The 13,558-nt window shown below is 62.9% G+C and carries 13 protein-coding genes; 7 read left to right on the top strand and 6 right to left on the bottom strand.

The features are described 5' to 3' along the window. Positions 1–119: 119 nt before the first annotated feature. Positions 120–356, bottom strand: a complete 237-nt coding sequence (locus tag GTW25_RS01395) for a DUF2093 domain-containing protein (protein WP_252910194.1) — start codon at positions 354–356, stop codon at positions 120–122. A gap of 111 nt (positions 357–467) precedes the next feature. Further along, positions 468–2,237 carry a DNA mismatch repair endonuclease MutL gene (mutL, locus tag GTW25_RS01390; RefSeq protein ID WP_252910193.1) on the bottom strand — a complete coding sequence of 590 codons (1,770 nt, stop codon included), beginning with the start codon at positions 2,235–2,237 and terminating at the stop codon, positions 468–470. 131 nt (positions 2,238–2,368) lie between these two features. Between mutL and GTW25_RS01385 the strand changes: the two genes are divergently transcribed. Then, on the top strand, positions 2,369–2,863 hold the full coding sequence (locus tag GTW25_RS01385) for an SRPBCC domain-containing protein (protein WP_252910192.1): 495 nt from the start codon (positions 2,369–2,371) through the stop codon (positions 2,861–2,863). An 11-nt stretch (positions 2,864–2,874) separates the two neighbouring features. Here the strand turns inward: GTW25_RS01385 and GTW25_RS01380 are convergent, their stop codons facing one another. Together GTW25_RS01380 and GTW25_RS01375 are read right to left on the bottom strand one after the other, a co-directional pair. After that, the gene (locus GTW25_RS01380; RefSeq protein WP_252910191.1) at positions 2,875–3,240 is read right to left on the bottom strand and encodes a hypothetical protein; all 366 of its coding nucleotides are present in this window, start codon (positions 3,238–3,240) and stop codon (positions 2,875–2,877) included. A gap of 46 nt (positions 3,241–3,286) precedes the next feature. Next, complete coding sequence (locus tag GTW25_RS01375; RefSeq protein WP_252910190.1) at positions 3,287–3,655, bottom strand: lysozyme inhibitor LprI family protein; 369 nt, start codon at positions 3,653–3,655, stop codon at positions 3,287–3,289. Positions 3,656–3,722: 67 nt separating this feature from the next. Here GTW25_RS01375 and GTW25_RS01370 point away from each other — a divergent pair, with 67 nt between their 5' ends. The 4 genes from GTW25_RS01370 (at position 3,723) to tdh (ending at position 9,392) form a co-directional block, all read left to right on the top strand. Next, positions 3,723–5,768: an NADH:flavin oxidoreductase gene (locus GTW25_RS01370; protein ID WP_252910189.1), complete on the top strand. Its 2,046-nt coding sequence runs from the start codon at positions 3,723–3,725 to the stop codon at positions 5,766–5,768. Between the two features lie 108 nt (positions 5,769–5,876). After that, entirely contained in the window at positions 5,877–7,079 is a 1,203-nt protein-coding gene (locus GTW25_RS01365) for an acyl-CoA dehydrogenase (protein ID WP_252910665.1), read from the top strand. A 94-nt stretch (positions 7,080–7,173) separates the two neighbouring features. Continuing rightward, a complete protein-coding gene (locus tag GTW25_RS01360) occupies positions 7,174–8,358 on the top strand; it encodes a glycine C-acetyltransferase (protein ID WP_252910188.1) in 1,185 nt (394 codons plus the stop codon). Then, entirely contained in the window at positions 8,358–9,392 is a 1,035-nt protein-coding gene (gene tdh / locus GTW25_RS01355) for an L-threonine 3-dehydrogenase (protein ID WP_252910187.1), read from the top strand. Before GTW25_RS01360 ends, tdh begins: the two co-directional genes overlap by 1 nt. A 1-nt stretch (position 9,393) precedes the next feature. Here tdh and GTW25_RS01350 read toward each other — a convergent pair whose 3' ends face one another. Continuing rightward, positions 9,394–9,834 (bottom strand): MarR family winged helix-turn-helix transcriptional regulator, encoded by a 441-nt coding sequence (locus GTW25_RS01350; RefSeq protein ID WP_252910186.1) that lies wholly within the window; start codon positions 9,832–9,834, stop codon positions 9,394–9,396. 91 nt (positions 9,835–9,925) lie between these two features. Here GTW25_RS01350 and hmgA point away from each other — a divergent pair, with 91 nt between their 5' ends. Both hmgA and GTW25_RS01340 read left to right on the top strand, forming a co-directional pair. After that, positions 9,926–11,293: a homogentisate 1,2-dioxygenase gene (gene hmgA / locus GTW25_RS01345; protein ID WP_372493031.1), complete on the top strand. Its 1,368-nt coding sequence runs from the start codon at positions 9,926–9,928 to the stop codon at positions 11,291–11,293. 36 nt (positions 11,294–11,329) lie between these two features. Then, positions 11,330–12,343 (top strand): fumarylacetoacetate hydrolase family protein, encoded by a 1,014-nt coding sequence (locus tag GTW25_RS01340; RefSeq protein ID WP_252910185.1) that lies wholly within the window; start codon positions 11,330–11,332, stop codon positions 12,341–12,343. Positions 12,344–12,416: 73 nt separating this feature from the next. On the opposite strand, the gene hppD is transcribed toward GTW25_RS01340, so the two are convergent. Next, entirely contained in the window at positions 12,417–13,529 is a 1,113-nt protein-coding gene (gene hppD, locus GTW25_RS01335; RefSeq protein ID WP_252910184.1) for a 4-hydroxyphenylpyruvate dioxygenase, read from the bottom strand. Positions 13,530–13,558 lie beyond the last annotated feature (29 nt).

Raw genomic sequence — 13,558 nt, 5'->3', positions numbered from 1 at the left:
CAGGACTCTTCTATCGCGCAAGCTATCAGAACTACCGTCATTCCTGTGCTCGTCACAGGAATCCAGGCCTCGCCGGCTCGGTCATGCGCAACATCAACCAGCTTGCGCTTTGACGCCGTTCACCCCTTCGCGCGTGCCCGCAAGTCGGGATTTTCCTGCAGCTCTCGATTGAGCGAAATCTCGGCATTCGCATAAGGCTCCTGCCGAGCGACGCTCCAGTATTTGAGTTCGTCGAGCGGGATCGCCTCAGCGGTCACGGCGCAGCGCACGAACGATCCCGGCGTCATCACCTGGAAATCGCCGTCGAGATAACGGATGCGGGCTTCCTTGCCGCCGGGGCCTTCGAAACGGTTCATGGAGCATTGCCTTCGTTCCAGACGGTTCCGCCACAAATGCGCTTGAAAATCAAGGTCTCGATTTGCGCATCGGACTATCCGAAAATCGGGAAACACTTTCGGTCCGATGCGTCATCTGCGACCGAAAAGCCGTTCGATGTCGTCCAGCTTGAGTTCCACATAGGTCGGCCGGCCGTGATTGCAGGTGGCCGAGCCGGGCGTTGCCTCCATCTGCCGCAACAGCGCGTTCATCTCGTCGGGCTTGAGCCGGCGGCCGGAGCGTACCGAACCATGGCACGCCATGGTCGCCGCGATGTGGTGCAGCCGCGCCGTCAGCGTTTCGACAGTGTCGTGGTCGGCGATCTCGTCGGCAAGGTCGCGGACGAGCTGCTGCACATCCATTTCACCAAGCATGGCCGGCGTCTCGCGCACGCAGACTGCGCCGGGACCGAACCGCTCGATGCCGAGGCCGAAGCGGGCGAGCGTCTCGGCATGGGCGACGAGCCGGTCGGCGTCGTCTTCGGACAGATCGACGATTTCGGGCAGGAGCAGCATCTGCGCCGCGAGCGGCTTGGAGTGCAGCGCCGTCTTCAGCGCCTCGTAGACGAGGCGTTCATGGGCGGCATGCTGGTCGACGATGATCAGCGACCGGTCGGTCTGCGCGATGATGTAGTTCTCGTGGACCTGCGCGCGCGCCGCGCCGAGCGGCTGCGACAGGGCTTCGCGCGACGGTTCGGCAAGTCCCGGACGCGGATCGACCGAGGCGGCCACGTTCGAGAATGCCGGCTGCATGCGCTCGCCGAACCCCATGTCGAGCGGCGCATGCGGCGAGGTCGCGGTGTCGAAGGCGGGCGCCGAAGGTGCGCGGAACATATGCGCCACGGACGCCGCAGCATCGGTCGAGGCCCGGATGCCCGCCGTGCCGAGCGCCTGCTTGATCGCACCGACCATCAGCCCGCGCACCAGTCCGGGATCGCGGAACCGCACATCGGCCTTCGCCGGGTGGACGTTGACGTCCACCCGCGCCGGCTCGATGTCGATGAACAGCGCCGTCACCGCGTGCCGATCACGCGGCAGCACATCGGCATAAGCGCCGCGAATCGCGCCGGTGAGCATCTTGTCGCGCACCGGCCGGCCGTTGACATAGACATATTGCTGGAGCGCGTTCGCGCGCGTGAAGGACGGGATCGAAGCATGGCCGGTGAGCCGCACGTCGGTGCGTTCGGCAAGGATCGAAAGCGCGTTGTCGGAAAACTCGCGGCCCATGACCTGCGCGACGCGTTCGAGCCGGCCGGAGCCGTCGGGTGTGCATGCGGCAAGGTCGAGCGTGGTGCGGTCGGGGCCCGACAGCGTGAAGCGCACATGCGGGAAGGCGACCGCGATGCGCTTGATCATGTCGGAAATGGCCGTCGTCTCGGCTCGTTCGCTCTTCATGAATTTCAGCCGCGCGGGCGTGGCGAAGAAGAGGTCGCGCACTTCGACGACCGTGCCGGGATTGGCCGCCGCTGGCCGCACCGGCGAAACGCGCCCGCCCTTGACGGTAATTTCCGCACCGTCACTTTCGCGCGTTCTCGAACGGATCGTCAGCCTGGCGATCGATCCGATCGAGGGCAGCGCCTCGCCGCGAAATCCGAGCGAGCGGATGTCGTGAATGTCGTCGGACAGCTTCGACGTGCAATGCCGGCCGATGGCAAGGGCGATGTCGGCCGCGTCCATGCCCGTGCCGTCGTCAGTAACGCGGATAAGTTGCAGACCGCCGCCCGCCGTCGCGATCTCGATGCGCCGCGCGCCCGCATCGAGCGCGTTTTCGACCAGTTCCTTGACGACGCTGGCGGGCCGCTCGATGACCTCGCCGGCGGCGATCTGGTTGACGATGGTTTCGGAAAGCTGGCGGATGGTCATGATGAAATTCTAGACGGTTTCGCCGCGCACCGCGACGTGCCGGACGCACACACGCACAACAAAGTGCCAGCTTGCACTTCTGGCATCCCGTCTCGGCGGCTATCTTGCGCGCTCAAGGATTCGGGGTTGCCATGCGATATGTTCTTTACGGTGCGTTGAGCATCTTTCTCGTGATCGTCGTCGCAATGGTCTTCGCTCCCAACCACAGGGTCGTGACCGAAATTTCCATCGACGCCGCGCCGGCCGATGTGTGGAACGTGCTTGCCGACGGCGTGCGCTATCCTGAATGGAACCCGTTCATCGTGCGCATGGATGGTGAATTGACACCCGGCGCAACGTTGCAAAACACGCTGCAACCGGAGCCCGGCCGCCAGATGGTGTTCCGCCCTCTCGTTCTGACCGTCGAACCGGAGCGCGAATTGCGCTGGCTCGGCCGATTATTCATCCCCCGCATCTTCGACGGCGAGCATTATTTCCTGCTCGAGGAACGCAATGGCGCGACACATCTCACCCATGGCGAGAATTTTACCGGCGCGCTCTTGCTGTTCATCGACCCCGAAAGCTTCCGGGCGAATTTCGAGGCGATGAATTTGGCGTTGAAGGAGCGAGCGGAAGGTCTGCGATGAGCCCGCGGGGCTTAGGTGACGATCTCCACGAAATCGGCCACCACGCCTGCAACCACTCCGGCCGCCGTCAGGCAAAGGCCGACGATGAACCATCTGCTTCCCTTGTCGTAGATTTGGCGGCGCAGCGAATCGTGCCCGAGAAAGATCACGAGGGCGTAGGCCTGACCGACAATTCCGGCAACGAGCAGCGCGACTGCCGGAATGTCGACCAAACCCCATGGCAGTGGGTTGTGAGCCCACTGGGTAATGAAGGTCAGTGAAAACGAAAGCAGGATGCCGACGACGGTCAGTGTCCCGTTACGAAACAGCATCTCGACGAGCGGCTCGCTTTCTTCGGTGTTCAGAAGAGTTTCGCTTCGGGTTTGTTGATCGGGCATGTTCCTGTCCTCCAGTCGGTTGATCGTCGGGGTCGAACCTCGCCGCCTAGTCCCGGCTCAGCCCTTCGAGTTCGTCCGCCCGCGTGCGGGTCACATCGACCATGCAGGAATTGCCTTCGATGGCTGCGATGGTCCCTTCTCCAGAGCGGTAGAACAGGCAGTTGGCGTCGCGAAACGCGACCCAGGCGCGCTGCGCGTCGCGGAGTTGCGTCCGCCGTTCTCCTTCCAGAGGCTCGATCGCGGCGCGATAGGCGGCGTTGAGCCTGGCGTCCTCATCTTCGTAAAGTTCGCCGAGACACTCCACGATGTCGACGGTACTGACGGCGTCCGGACAGGTCTGTGCCTCCTCGTCCTGCGCGCTTGCCGCGAAAGTAAGGGTGAGAAGGGCGGGAATCGTCATGACGATGGCGCGCATGGAACTGCTCCTGTGATTTGGAAGCCCGAACAATGCGGTTATGAAGCCTCCGCCGCAAGGGTGAGATATGACCGCCGATCCACTGCTCCAGCCGTTCACCCTTAAGCACCTGACTTTCAAGAACCGGGTCATGTCGACCGCGCACGAACCGGCCTATGCGGAAGATGGTCTGCCGCGCGAACGCTACCGGCTTTACCATGCCGAAAAGGCCAAGGGCGGCATGGCGCTGACGATGACGGCCGGATCGGCGCTCGTCTCGCGCGACAGCCCGGCCGCCTTCGGCAACCTCGAAGCCTGGCGCGACGAGATCGTGCCCTACATGCGCGACCTTGCCGAAGGCTGCCATGAGCATGACTGCAAGGTGATGATCCAGTTGACGCATCTCGGCCGCCGCACCGGCTGGAATCGGGCGGACTGGCTGCCCGTCCTGTCCGCGTCGCCGGTGCGTGAGGCGGCGCATCGCTCCTTTCCGAAGGAAGCGGAGGATTGGGACATCGAGCGCATCGTGGCGGATTATGCGAGCGCGGCCGCGCGGATGAAGGAGGCCGGGCTGGACGGTGTCGAGTTCGAAGCCTACGGCCATCTGATGGACGCCTTCTGGTCGCCGGCGACCAACCGGCGCGAAGACATCTATGGCGGATCGCTGGAAAACCGCATGCGGTTTTCCAGCCGCGTTCTGGATGCCGTGCGGGCGGAAGTCGGCGACGATTTCGTCGTCGGCATCCGCATGGTCGCCGACGAGGATCTGGAAAACGGCCTGTCGCGCGAGGAGGGCATCGAGATCGCAAGCCTTCTGGCCACATCCGGCAAAGTCGATTTCCTCAACATCATCCGCGGCCATATCGATACGGATGCGGCGCTGACGGAGGTGATCCCGGTGACGGGCATGCGCTCTGCCCCGCATCTCGACTTTGCCGGCGAGGTGCGTGCGGCGACGAAATTCCCGGTCTTCCACGCCGCGCGCATTTCCGATGTCGCGACGGCGCGGCACGCGATCGCGGAAGGTAAGCTCGACATGGTCGGCATGACGCGCGCCCACATCGCCGATCCGCACATCGTCGCCAAAGTGAGGGCAGGCAACGAGCATCGCATCCGCCCCTGCGTCGGCGCGACCTATTGCCTCGACCGTATCTATGAGGGCGGCGGTGCGCTGTGCATCCACAATGCGGTGACAGGGCGCGAAAGCCAGCTTTCGCATGTGGTTCCCAAGGCGGAGGGTCCGTCGCGGCACGTCGTGGTCGTCGGCGCTGGTCCGGCCGGGCTTGAGGCGGCGCGCGTTGCGGCCGAGCGCGGCCACAAGGTCAGCGTTCTGGAAGCATCGAGCCGCGCCGGCGGCCAGATCGGTCTTGCCGTGCAGAATCCGAGGCGGCGCGAACTCGTCGGCATCGTCGATTGGCGGCTGTCCGAGCTGGAGCATCTGGGCGTGACGATCCGCTATGATTGCTGGGCCGAAGCCGATGACGTGCTGGCTCTCGAACCCGATGCCGTGATCGTGGCCACCGGCGGTCTGCCCCAGAACCCGCCGCTCGAGGCTGGGGACGACCTTGTCGTATCGAGTTGGGACATCCTGTCGGGTGCGGTGAAGCCGGCTGAAAACGTGCTCGTTTATGACGACAATGGCGGGCATCAGGGCATGTCGGCTGTGGAAGTCGCAGCCAATGCCGGCGCGCGGGTCGAACTCGTCTCACCCGAACGCCTCTTCGCGCCGGAAATGGGCGGCATGAACCATGCGCCCTACATGAAGGCGTTTCAGGAAAAGAACGTGCGGATCACGATCAACACCCGCGTCATTGCCGTTCGGCGTGATGGCAACGCGCTCGTCGCCACGCTCGGCTCCGATTACGCGCCCGGTTGGCAGGGCGAGCGGCACGTCGATCAGGTGATCGTGGAGCACGGCACATTTGCCAATGACGAACTTTACCACGCGCTGAAACCGCATTCGCGCAATGGCGGCGCGGTCGACTATGACGCCCTCGTCTCCGGTTCGGGCGATCTGTTCCCGCGCGGATCGTCCGGCGGCACGTTCGACCTGTTCCGCATTGGCGACGCCGTCGCCGCCCGCAACATCCACGCCGCTATCTACGATGCGATGCGCTACGCCGTGCGCCTTTGAGCGTTAAAATGTTTTAGGCTTCGAATATTTTCCAGAAAAATGGTTCCCCCCGCGCGCCAACGGGACTAAGTTGCCGCCGAAATTCAAACTGGGACCGCTAAGATGAATATGGAAGTCCGACCCAAGGACACGTCCGACGCATTTGCGTGGAACGATCCTTTCCTTCTCGACGATCAGCTCACCGAAGACGAGCGCATGTTCCGTGACACGGCGGCGGCGTTTGCGGCCGACAAGCTCGCGCCGCGCGTACAGGAAGCCTATCTCGAGGAGAAGACCGATCCTGCGATTTTCCGCGAGATGGGTGAGGCCGGCCTCCTCGGCGTCACGATCCCCGAGGAATATGGCGGCGTCGGCGCGGGCTATGTGGCTTATGGCCTCGTCGCACGCGAAGTCGAGCGCGTCGATTCCGGTTACCGCTCGATGATGAGCGTGCAGTCCTCGCTCGTCATGCACCCGATCTACGCCTATGGCTCGGAAGAGCAGCGCAAGAAGTACCTGCCGAAACTTGCTTCGGGCGAATGGATCGGCTGCTTCGGCCTGACCGAGCCGGATGCCGGCTCCGATCCGGGCGGCATGAAGACGCGCGCCGAAAAGACCGCCAACGGCTACCGCATCTCGGGCGCGAAGATGTGGATTTCCAATTCGCCGATCGCCGACGTGTTCGTCGTGTGGGCGAAGTCCGTCGCGCATGACAACAAGATTCGCGGCTTCGTGCTCGAAAAGGGTATGAAGGGTCTTTCCGCGCCGAAGATCGGCGGCAAGCTGTCGCTGCGCGCGTCGATCACCGGCGAAATCGTCATGGACGGCGTCGAGGTCGGTGAAGATGCGCTGCTTCCGAACATTTCCGGTCTGTCCGGCCCCTTCGGCTGCTTGAACCGCGCGCGCTACGGCATTTCCTGGGGCGCGATGGGCGCTGCCGAGGATTGCTGGCACCGCGCCCGCCAGTACGGTCTCGACCGCAAGCAGTTCAACAAGCCGCTCGCCGGCACGCAGCTCTTCCAGAAGAAGCTGGCCGACATGCAGACGGAGATCGCGCTCGGCCTTCAGGCGTCCCTGCGCGTCGGTCGCCTGATGGACGAGCACCGCTTCGCGCCGGAGATGATCTCGCTCGTCAAGCGCAACAATTGCGGCAAGGCGCTCGATATTGCGCGTCAGGCGCGCGACATGCACGGCGGCAACGGCATTCAGGTCGAGTACCACGTCATGCGCCACGCGCAGAACCTCGAGACGGTCAACACCTATGAAGGCACGCACGACGTCCACGCGCTGATCCTTGGACGCGCGCAGACCGGCATTCAGGCGTTCTTCTGATCCGGCTTTCGGCTTTTGAACGGGCGCTTCGGCGCCCGTTTTCGTTTCGGGAATGATGCTGGAAATTGGAACGCTGAGAGCGTAGGAAACGGCGATGAGCAAAACCTTTATTTCCCATCTGTCCGGCGAACTCGACGACCTGAAATCGGCCGGGCTGTACAAGTCCGAACGCGTCATTACCTCCATGCAGTCCGCCGAGATCGAGGCGGACGGCCGCAAGGTGCTGAATTTCTGCGCCAACAACTATCTCGGCCTCGCCGACAACGCCGAACTGCGCGAGACGGCAAAGGCCGCACTCGACCGCTACGGCTACGGCATGGCTTCAGTGCGCTTCATTTGCGGCACGCAGGAAGAACACAAGGAACTGGAAGCGCGCATCTCCTCCTTCCTCGGGTTCGAGGACACGATCCTCTATTCCTCCTGCTTTGACGCCAATGCGGGCCTGTTCGAGACTCTCCTGTCGGACGAGGACGCGATCATTTCCGATGCGCTCAACCATGCCTCGATCATCGACGGTGTGCGGCTTTCGAAAGCGCGGCGCTATCGCTACGCCAACAACGACATGGCCGAACTCGAAGCGCGGCTGAAGGAAGCGGCCGACGCCCGCTTTCGGCTGATCGCGACCGACGGCGTGTTCTCCATGGACGGCATCATCGCGAACCTTCAGGGCGTGTGCGATCTGGCCGAAAAATACGACGCCATGGTCATGGTGGACGACAGCCACGCCGTCGGTTTCGTCGGTGAGAACGGACGCGGCTCGATCGAGCATTGCGGCGTCGAGGGCCGGGTGGACATCGTCACCGGCACGCTCGGCAAGGCGCTCGGCGGCGCATCTGGCGGCTACACGTCTGGCAAGCGCGAAGTGGTGGACTGGCTGCGCCAGCGGTCGCGGCCCTATCTGTTCTCGAACACGCTTGCTCCGGTCATTGCCGCGACCTCGCTCACCGTTTTCGACATGGTCGAAAACGGTGATGCGCTGCGTCGCCATTTGAACGGCAACGCCGCGCGATTCCGTTTGGGCATGGAAAAGGCCGGCTTCACGCTTGCAGGTGCCGACCACCCGATCATCCCGGTCATGCTGGGCGATGCGCAGGTGGCGAAGGGCATGGCCGACCGGCTGATGGACCACGGCATCTACGTCATCGGCTTTTCGTTCCCTGTCGTCCCGAAAGGGCAGGCGAGGATCAGGACGCAGATGTCGGCCGCGCATTCCACCGATGACGTCGACCGCGCGGTCGCGGCCTTTGCGGCGGTCGGCAAAGAGATGGGAGTGGTCTGATGTCCAACATGATGCGCGCACTGGTGAAGGCGAAGGCCGAGCCCGGCATCTGGATGGAAGAGGTGCCGCTTCCCGAGGTCGGCCCCAACGACGTCCTCATCAAGGTCAAGAAATCCGCCATCTGCGGCACCGACGTCCATATCTACAATTGGGACCAGTGGGCGCAAAAGACGGTCCCGGTGCCGATGGTGACCGGCCACGAATTCGTTGGCGAAGTCGCGGATTTCGGTGCGGCTGTCTCCGAGTACAAGGTCGGTCAGCGCGTCTCGGGCGAGGGGCATGTCGTGTGCGGCCATTGCCGCAACTGCCGTGCGGGGCGCGGGCATTTGTGCCGCAACACGCTCGGCGTCGGCGTCAATCGGCCCGGTTCCTTCGCCGAATATGTCGTCCTGCCCAAGCACAATGTCGTGCCGATTCCCGACGACGTAACGGACGAGATCGCCGCGATCTTCGATCCGCTCGGCAACGCCGTCCACACCGCGCTCTCCTTCGATCTCGTCGGCGAGGACGTGCTGGTGACGGGCGCAGGGCCGATCGGCATCATGGGCGCGCTCGTGGCGCAATGCGTCGGTGCGCGCAAGGTCGTCATCACCGACATCAACCCCGTCCGCCTCGACCTTGCCCGCAAGATGAAAATCCATCACGTCGTCGACGCCTCGAAGGAAAATCTGCGCGACGTGATGCGCGAGGAGGGGATGACGGAAGGCTTCGATGTCGGCCTCGAAATGTCTGGCTCGGCCGCCGCCTTCCGCGACATGATCGACACGATGAACAATGGCGGCAAGATCGCCATCCTCGGCATCGCGCCGACCGGCTTCGAGATCGACTGGAACAAGGTCATCTTCAAGATGCTGACCCTGAAGGGCATCTACGGGCGTGAGATGTTCGAGACCTGGTACAAGATGATTGCGCTGGTGCAGGGGCCTCTCGACGTGTCGGGCCTGATCACGCACCGCATCGGCATCGACGATTACCAGTCCGGCTTCGACGCGATGCGCTCGGGCAATTCGGGCAAGGTGGTGATGGACTGGTAGCTCAGGGGCTGCTCGTCCGTTCCAGGGCCGCGATTCCCTTGAGAAGCGCTTCGCGGTCCTGTGCAGTCATTGCCGCGAGCATCCTGCCTTCGAATGCTTTCGCAAGCGGCACAAGCTCGCGGTAGACCGTTTCGCCCGCTCTGGTCAAAGCCAGATGCTCCAGTCGCCGGTCTTCGTCATGCGCCTCGCGCTTCAGCCAGTTGCGCTTTTCCAGCGCGGAAACCGCGCGCGACACCTTCGTCTTGTGCATGGCCGAATGCCGGCCGATCTGCGTCGCCGTCATCGTTCCATATTGGCCGAGTGTGGCGAGAAGCCGCCATTCGGGACGGGTCATGCCGTGCCGGTTGCGATAGATCAGGGAGAAGTCGCGACTGACCGCATCTGCCAACCGGTTGAGACGGTAGGGGAGGAAAGTCTCGAGTTTCAGTGTCGTGTCGGACATGCTTCAGCCGCTTGATGGTTACATTTTCAATGGTTACGAATGTAACGAATTGGACGTGGCGGTCAAATCGCCGAACTGTCGGGAGGTCGACATGAACGAGATCAGCAGACCCCTTGGCCACACCTCGCCCGTGGCCAAGCCGAAGTCGCGCTTCGATTATATGCCGGGCTTCGGCAACGACTTCGAGACCGAGAGCCTGCCTGGCGCGCTGCCGCATGGCATGAACTCGCCGCAGCGTCCCGCATACGGGCTTTATGCCGAGCAACTGTCCGGCTCCCCGTTTACCGCGCCGCGCGGCACCAATGAGCGCTCCTGGCTCTACCGCATCCGACCCAGCGTGAAGCATCATCGCCGCTTCAAGCCGTTCGATCTGCCGCTGTGGCTCTCCGCGCCGTCGAAGGGCGATCATGAACTGCCGCTCGGCCAGTTTCGATGGAACCCGGTGCCGGTCCCGCAGGAAAAGACTGATTTCATTTCCGGCATCCGCACCATGACGCTTGCGGGCGATGTGCTGGGGCAGGCGGGAATGGCCGCTCATGTCTATGTCGCCAATGCCGACATGGTGGACGATCATTTCTTCAACGCCGATGGCGAGATGCTTGTCGTGCCGCAGGAAGGCGGCCTGCGTTTCCTGACCGAGATGGGCGTCATCGAAGTGGAGCCCGGCGAAATCTGCATCCTGCCGCGCGGGCTCACCTTCAAGGTCGAGCTCATGGCTGCGACGGCGCGCGGCTATCTGTGCGAGAACTACGGCGCCAAATTCACGCTGCCGGATCGCGGCCCGATCGGCGCGAACTGCCTTGCCAATCCGCGCGATTTCCGAACGCCGGTGGCATGGTACGAGGACAAGGAAACCCCGTGCCGCATCATCGTGAAATGGTGCGGCCGGTTCCATGTCACCGAAATCGACCATTCGCCGCTCGATGTGGTCGCGTGGCACGGCAATTACGCGCCCTACAAATACGACCTTTCGACCTTTTCGCCGGTCGGCGCGATCCTCTTCGACCACCCGGATCCGTCGATCTTCACGGTGCTGACCGCGCCGAGCGGCGAGGAAGGCACGGCCAATATCGATTTCGTCATCTTCCCGCCGCGCTGGCTGGTGGCAGAAAACACGTTTCGGCCGCCCTGGTATCATCGCAACATCATGTCCGAATTCATGGGGCTGATCCGAGGCCAGTACGACGCCAAGGAGGAAGGTTTCGTGCCCGGCGGCATGAGCCTGCACAATATGATGCTCGCGCACGGCCCGGATGCGGGCGGCTTCGAGAAGGCGTCGCGCGCCGATCTGAAGCCCTCGAAACTCGAAAATACGATGGCCTTCATGTTCGAGACGCGCTTTCCTCAACTCGTGACGCGTTTCGGGCTGGAACTTGAGACGCTTCAGGACGACTATATCGACTGCTGGAGCGATCTGAAGAAGCGCTTCAACGGCACGCCGGAGGGCGATTGGAACTGATCGTTCCGATCGAAACACATCAGGGATGGAGACTGCATGAAACTTGCCACGCTGAAGAACGGGACGCGGGATGGAAAGCTCGTCGTCGTCTCGCGGGACCTGACGCGCTACACGGACGCGTCGTTCCTCGTTCCGACCCTGCAGGCGGCGCTCGATGACTGGCGCCGACTTGCGCCGCATCTCGAAGCGCTGGCGGAAAGTCTGGAGCATGGCTCGGTGCCGTCGGAGCGCTTTCATGAGCATGACGTTCTGTCGCCCCTGCCGCGCGCCTACCAGTGGGCGGACGGCTCGGCCTACGTCAACCACGTCGAACTCGTGCGCAAGGCGCGGGGCGCTGAAATGCCTGCCTCGTTCTGGACCGATCCGCTGATCTATCAGGGCGGGTCCGACAGCTTCCTCGGTCCGCGCGATGCGATCCGCATGGCTGACGAGGCATTTGGCATCGACATGGAAGGCGAGATCGCGGTCATCGTCGACGATGTGGCCATGGGCGCGAGCACTGACGCCGCGCGCGAGGCGATCCGCCTCGTCATGCTCGTCAATGACGTGTCGCTGCGCGGGTTGATCCCGGGCGAACTCGGCAAGGGCTTCGGCTTCTTCCAGTCCAAACCGTCCTCGGCCTTTTCCCCCGTCGCGGTCACGCCTGACGAACTCGGCGAGGCGTGGGACGGCGGCAAACTCCATCTGCCGCTGAACGTCGATTATAACGGCCAGCCCTTCGGCCGTGCGAATGCGGGCATCGACATGACGTTCGACTTCCCGGCGCTGATCGCACACGCGGCGAAGACGCGGCCGCTTGCCGCCGGCACGATCATCGGGTCCGGCACCGTATCGAACAAGCTCGACGGCGGGCCGGGCAAGCCGGTGGCCGATGGCGGGGTCGGCTATTCCTGCATTGCGGAAATCCGCATGATCGAGACCATCGAGGCCGGGAAAGCGGCGACGCCCTTCATGCGTTTCGGGGATATTGTGCGCATCGAGATGAAAGACGGAGCGGGCCACTCCATCTTCGGCGCCATCGAGCAGACGGTCGAACGATACGAGACCTGACGGGCGCTGCGCGTATAAAAAAGGGCCTCGCCCGAAGGCGAGGCCCTTCCTCCCCACTTTGTTCTTTCTAGCCCTACTCGGCAGCCTCGACCTTGATCACGCCGCGCCGGATCTGGTCTTCCTCGATGCTCTCGAACAGCGCGCGGAAATTGCCTTCGCCAAAGCCTTCGTCGCCTTTGCGCTGGATGAATTCGAAGAAGATCGGCCCGATCACGGTCTTCGAGAAGATCTGAAGCAGAATCTTGGTGGTGCCGCCATCGACCACGCCTTCGCCGTCGATCAGGATGCCGTGCTTCATCATGCGTTCGAGCGGTTCGTCATGGCCGATCACGCGGTCATGGCTCTTCTCGTAATAGGTATCCGGCGGCTTCGGCATGAAGCGCAGGCCATTGGCATCCAGTCTGTCGGTCGCATCGTAAATGCCGTCCGTGCCGACCGCGATGTGCTGGATGCCTTCGCCGTTGTACTTCTTGAGATATTCCTCGATTTGGCTCGTATCGTCCTTGGACTCATTGAGCGGAATGCGGATTTTGCCGCAGGGCGAGGTGATCGCGCGGCTCATGAGGCCCGTGATGCGCCCATCGATATTGAAGAAGTGAATCTGCTTGAAGTTGAACAACTCGCGATAGAACGCCCACCACTTGTCCATGTTGCCGCGATAGACATTGTGGGTGAGGTGATCGAGATAATAAAAGCCGACGCCTTTAGGCTTCGGGTTCTTCTCGGCCGTCCAGTCAAACTCGGCGTCATAGGCCGAGCCTTTCGCACCATAGGTTTCCACGAAATACAGCAGCGATCCGCCGATGCCGACGATGGCCGGCACATCGAGCGTCTTGTCGTTGCCTGTATAGGGCTCTGCGCCCTTCGATACGGCATGGTCGAACGCGTGCTTGGCATCGACGACCCGCCACGCCATCGCCGGCGCGCAAGGGCCGTGTTCCTCCACGAAGCGCATGCCATGCGAGCCGGGCTCCGCATTCACCACATAGTTGATGTCGCCCTGCCGCCAGACGTCGATCTTCTTCGTCTTGTGCGTGGCGACCTTGGCGTAGCCCATGCGCTCGAAAAGTTCGGCGAGCTTTTCCGGCTCGGGATGCGCGAATTCCACGAACTCGAAACCGTCGGTTCCGGCCGGGTTGTCGGTGGTGATCTGTGCGGGTGGCGCGTCGTGCGGGAACGGACCCATTCATTCCTCCTGAAACTGATCAGGCAAGA

This window comes from Aliihoeflea aestuarii (genome assembly GCF_024105665.1).
GTDB classification, from domain to species: domain Bacteria; phylum Pseudomonadota; class Alphaproteobacteria; order Rhizobiales; family Rhizobiaceae; genus Aliihoeflea; species Aliihoeflea aestuarii.
The sequence above is the reverse complement of the archived record's forward strand: the minus strand, read 5'-3'. Positions and strand labels throughout refer to the sequence as shown.

Excerpts from the sequence above, each read along its gene's own strand:
- GTW25_RS01375 (WP_252910190.1), bottom strand. The coding sequence starts at position 3,655 with ATGCGCGCCATCGTCATGACGATTCCCGCCCTTCTCACCCTTACTTTC.
- GTW25_RS01385 (WP_252910192.1), top strand. The coding sequence starts at position 2,369 with ATGCGATATGTTCTTTACGGTGCGTTGAGCATCTTTCTCGTGATCGTC.
- GTW25_RS01395 (WP_252910194.1), bottom strand. The coding sequence starts at position 356 with ATGAACCGTTTCGAAGGCCCCGGCGGCAAGGAAGCCCGCATCCGTTAT.
- GTW25_RS01360 (WP_252910188.1), top strand. The coding sequence starts at position 7,174 with ATGAGCAAAACCTTTATTTCCCATCTGTCCGGCGAACTCGACGACCTG.
- hmgA (WP_372493031.1), top strand. The coding sequence starts at position 9,926 with ATGAACGAGATCAGCAGACCCCTTGGCCACACCTCGCCCGTGGCCAAG.
- GTW25_RS01340 (WP_252910185.1), top strand. The coding sequence starts at position 11,330 with ATGAAACTTGCCACGCTGAAGAACGGGACGCGGGATGGAAAGCTCGTC.
- GTW25_RS01365 (WP_252910665.1), top strand. The coding sequence starts at position 5,877 with ATGGAAGTCCGACCCAAGGACACGTCCGACGCATTTGCGTGGAACGAT.
- GTW25_RS01370 (WP_252910189.1), top strand. The coding sequence starts at position 3,723 with ATGACCGCCGATCCACTGCTCCAGCCGTTCACCCTTAAGCACCTGACT.
- tdh (WP_252910187.1), top strand. The coding sequence starts at position 8,358 with ATGTCCAACATGATGCGCGCACTGGTGAAGGCGAAGGCCGAGCCCGGC.
- hppD (WP_252910184.1), bottom strand. The coding sequence starts at position 13,529 with ATGGGTCCGTTCCCGCACGACGCGCCACCCGCACAGATCACCACCGAC.
- mutL (WP_252910193.1), bottom strand. The coding sequence starts at position 2,237 with ATGACCATCCGCCAGCTTTCCGAAACCATCGTCAACCAGATCGCCGCC.
- GTW25_RS01350 (WP_252910186.1), bottom strand. The coding sequence starts at position 9,834 with ATGTCCGACACGACACTGAAACTCGAGACTTTCCTCCCCTACCGTCTC.
- GTW25_RS01380 (WP_252910191.1), bottom strand. The coding sequence starts at position 3,240 with ATGCCCGATCAACAAACCCGAAGCGAAACTCTTCTGAACACCGAAGAA.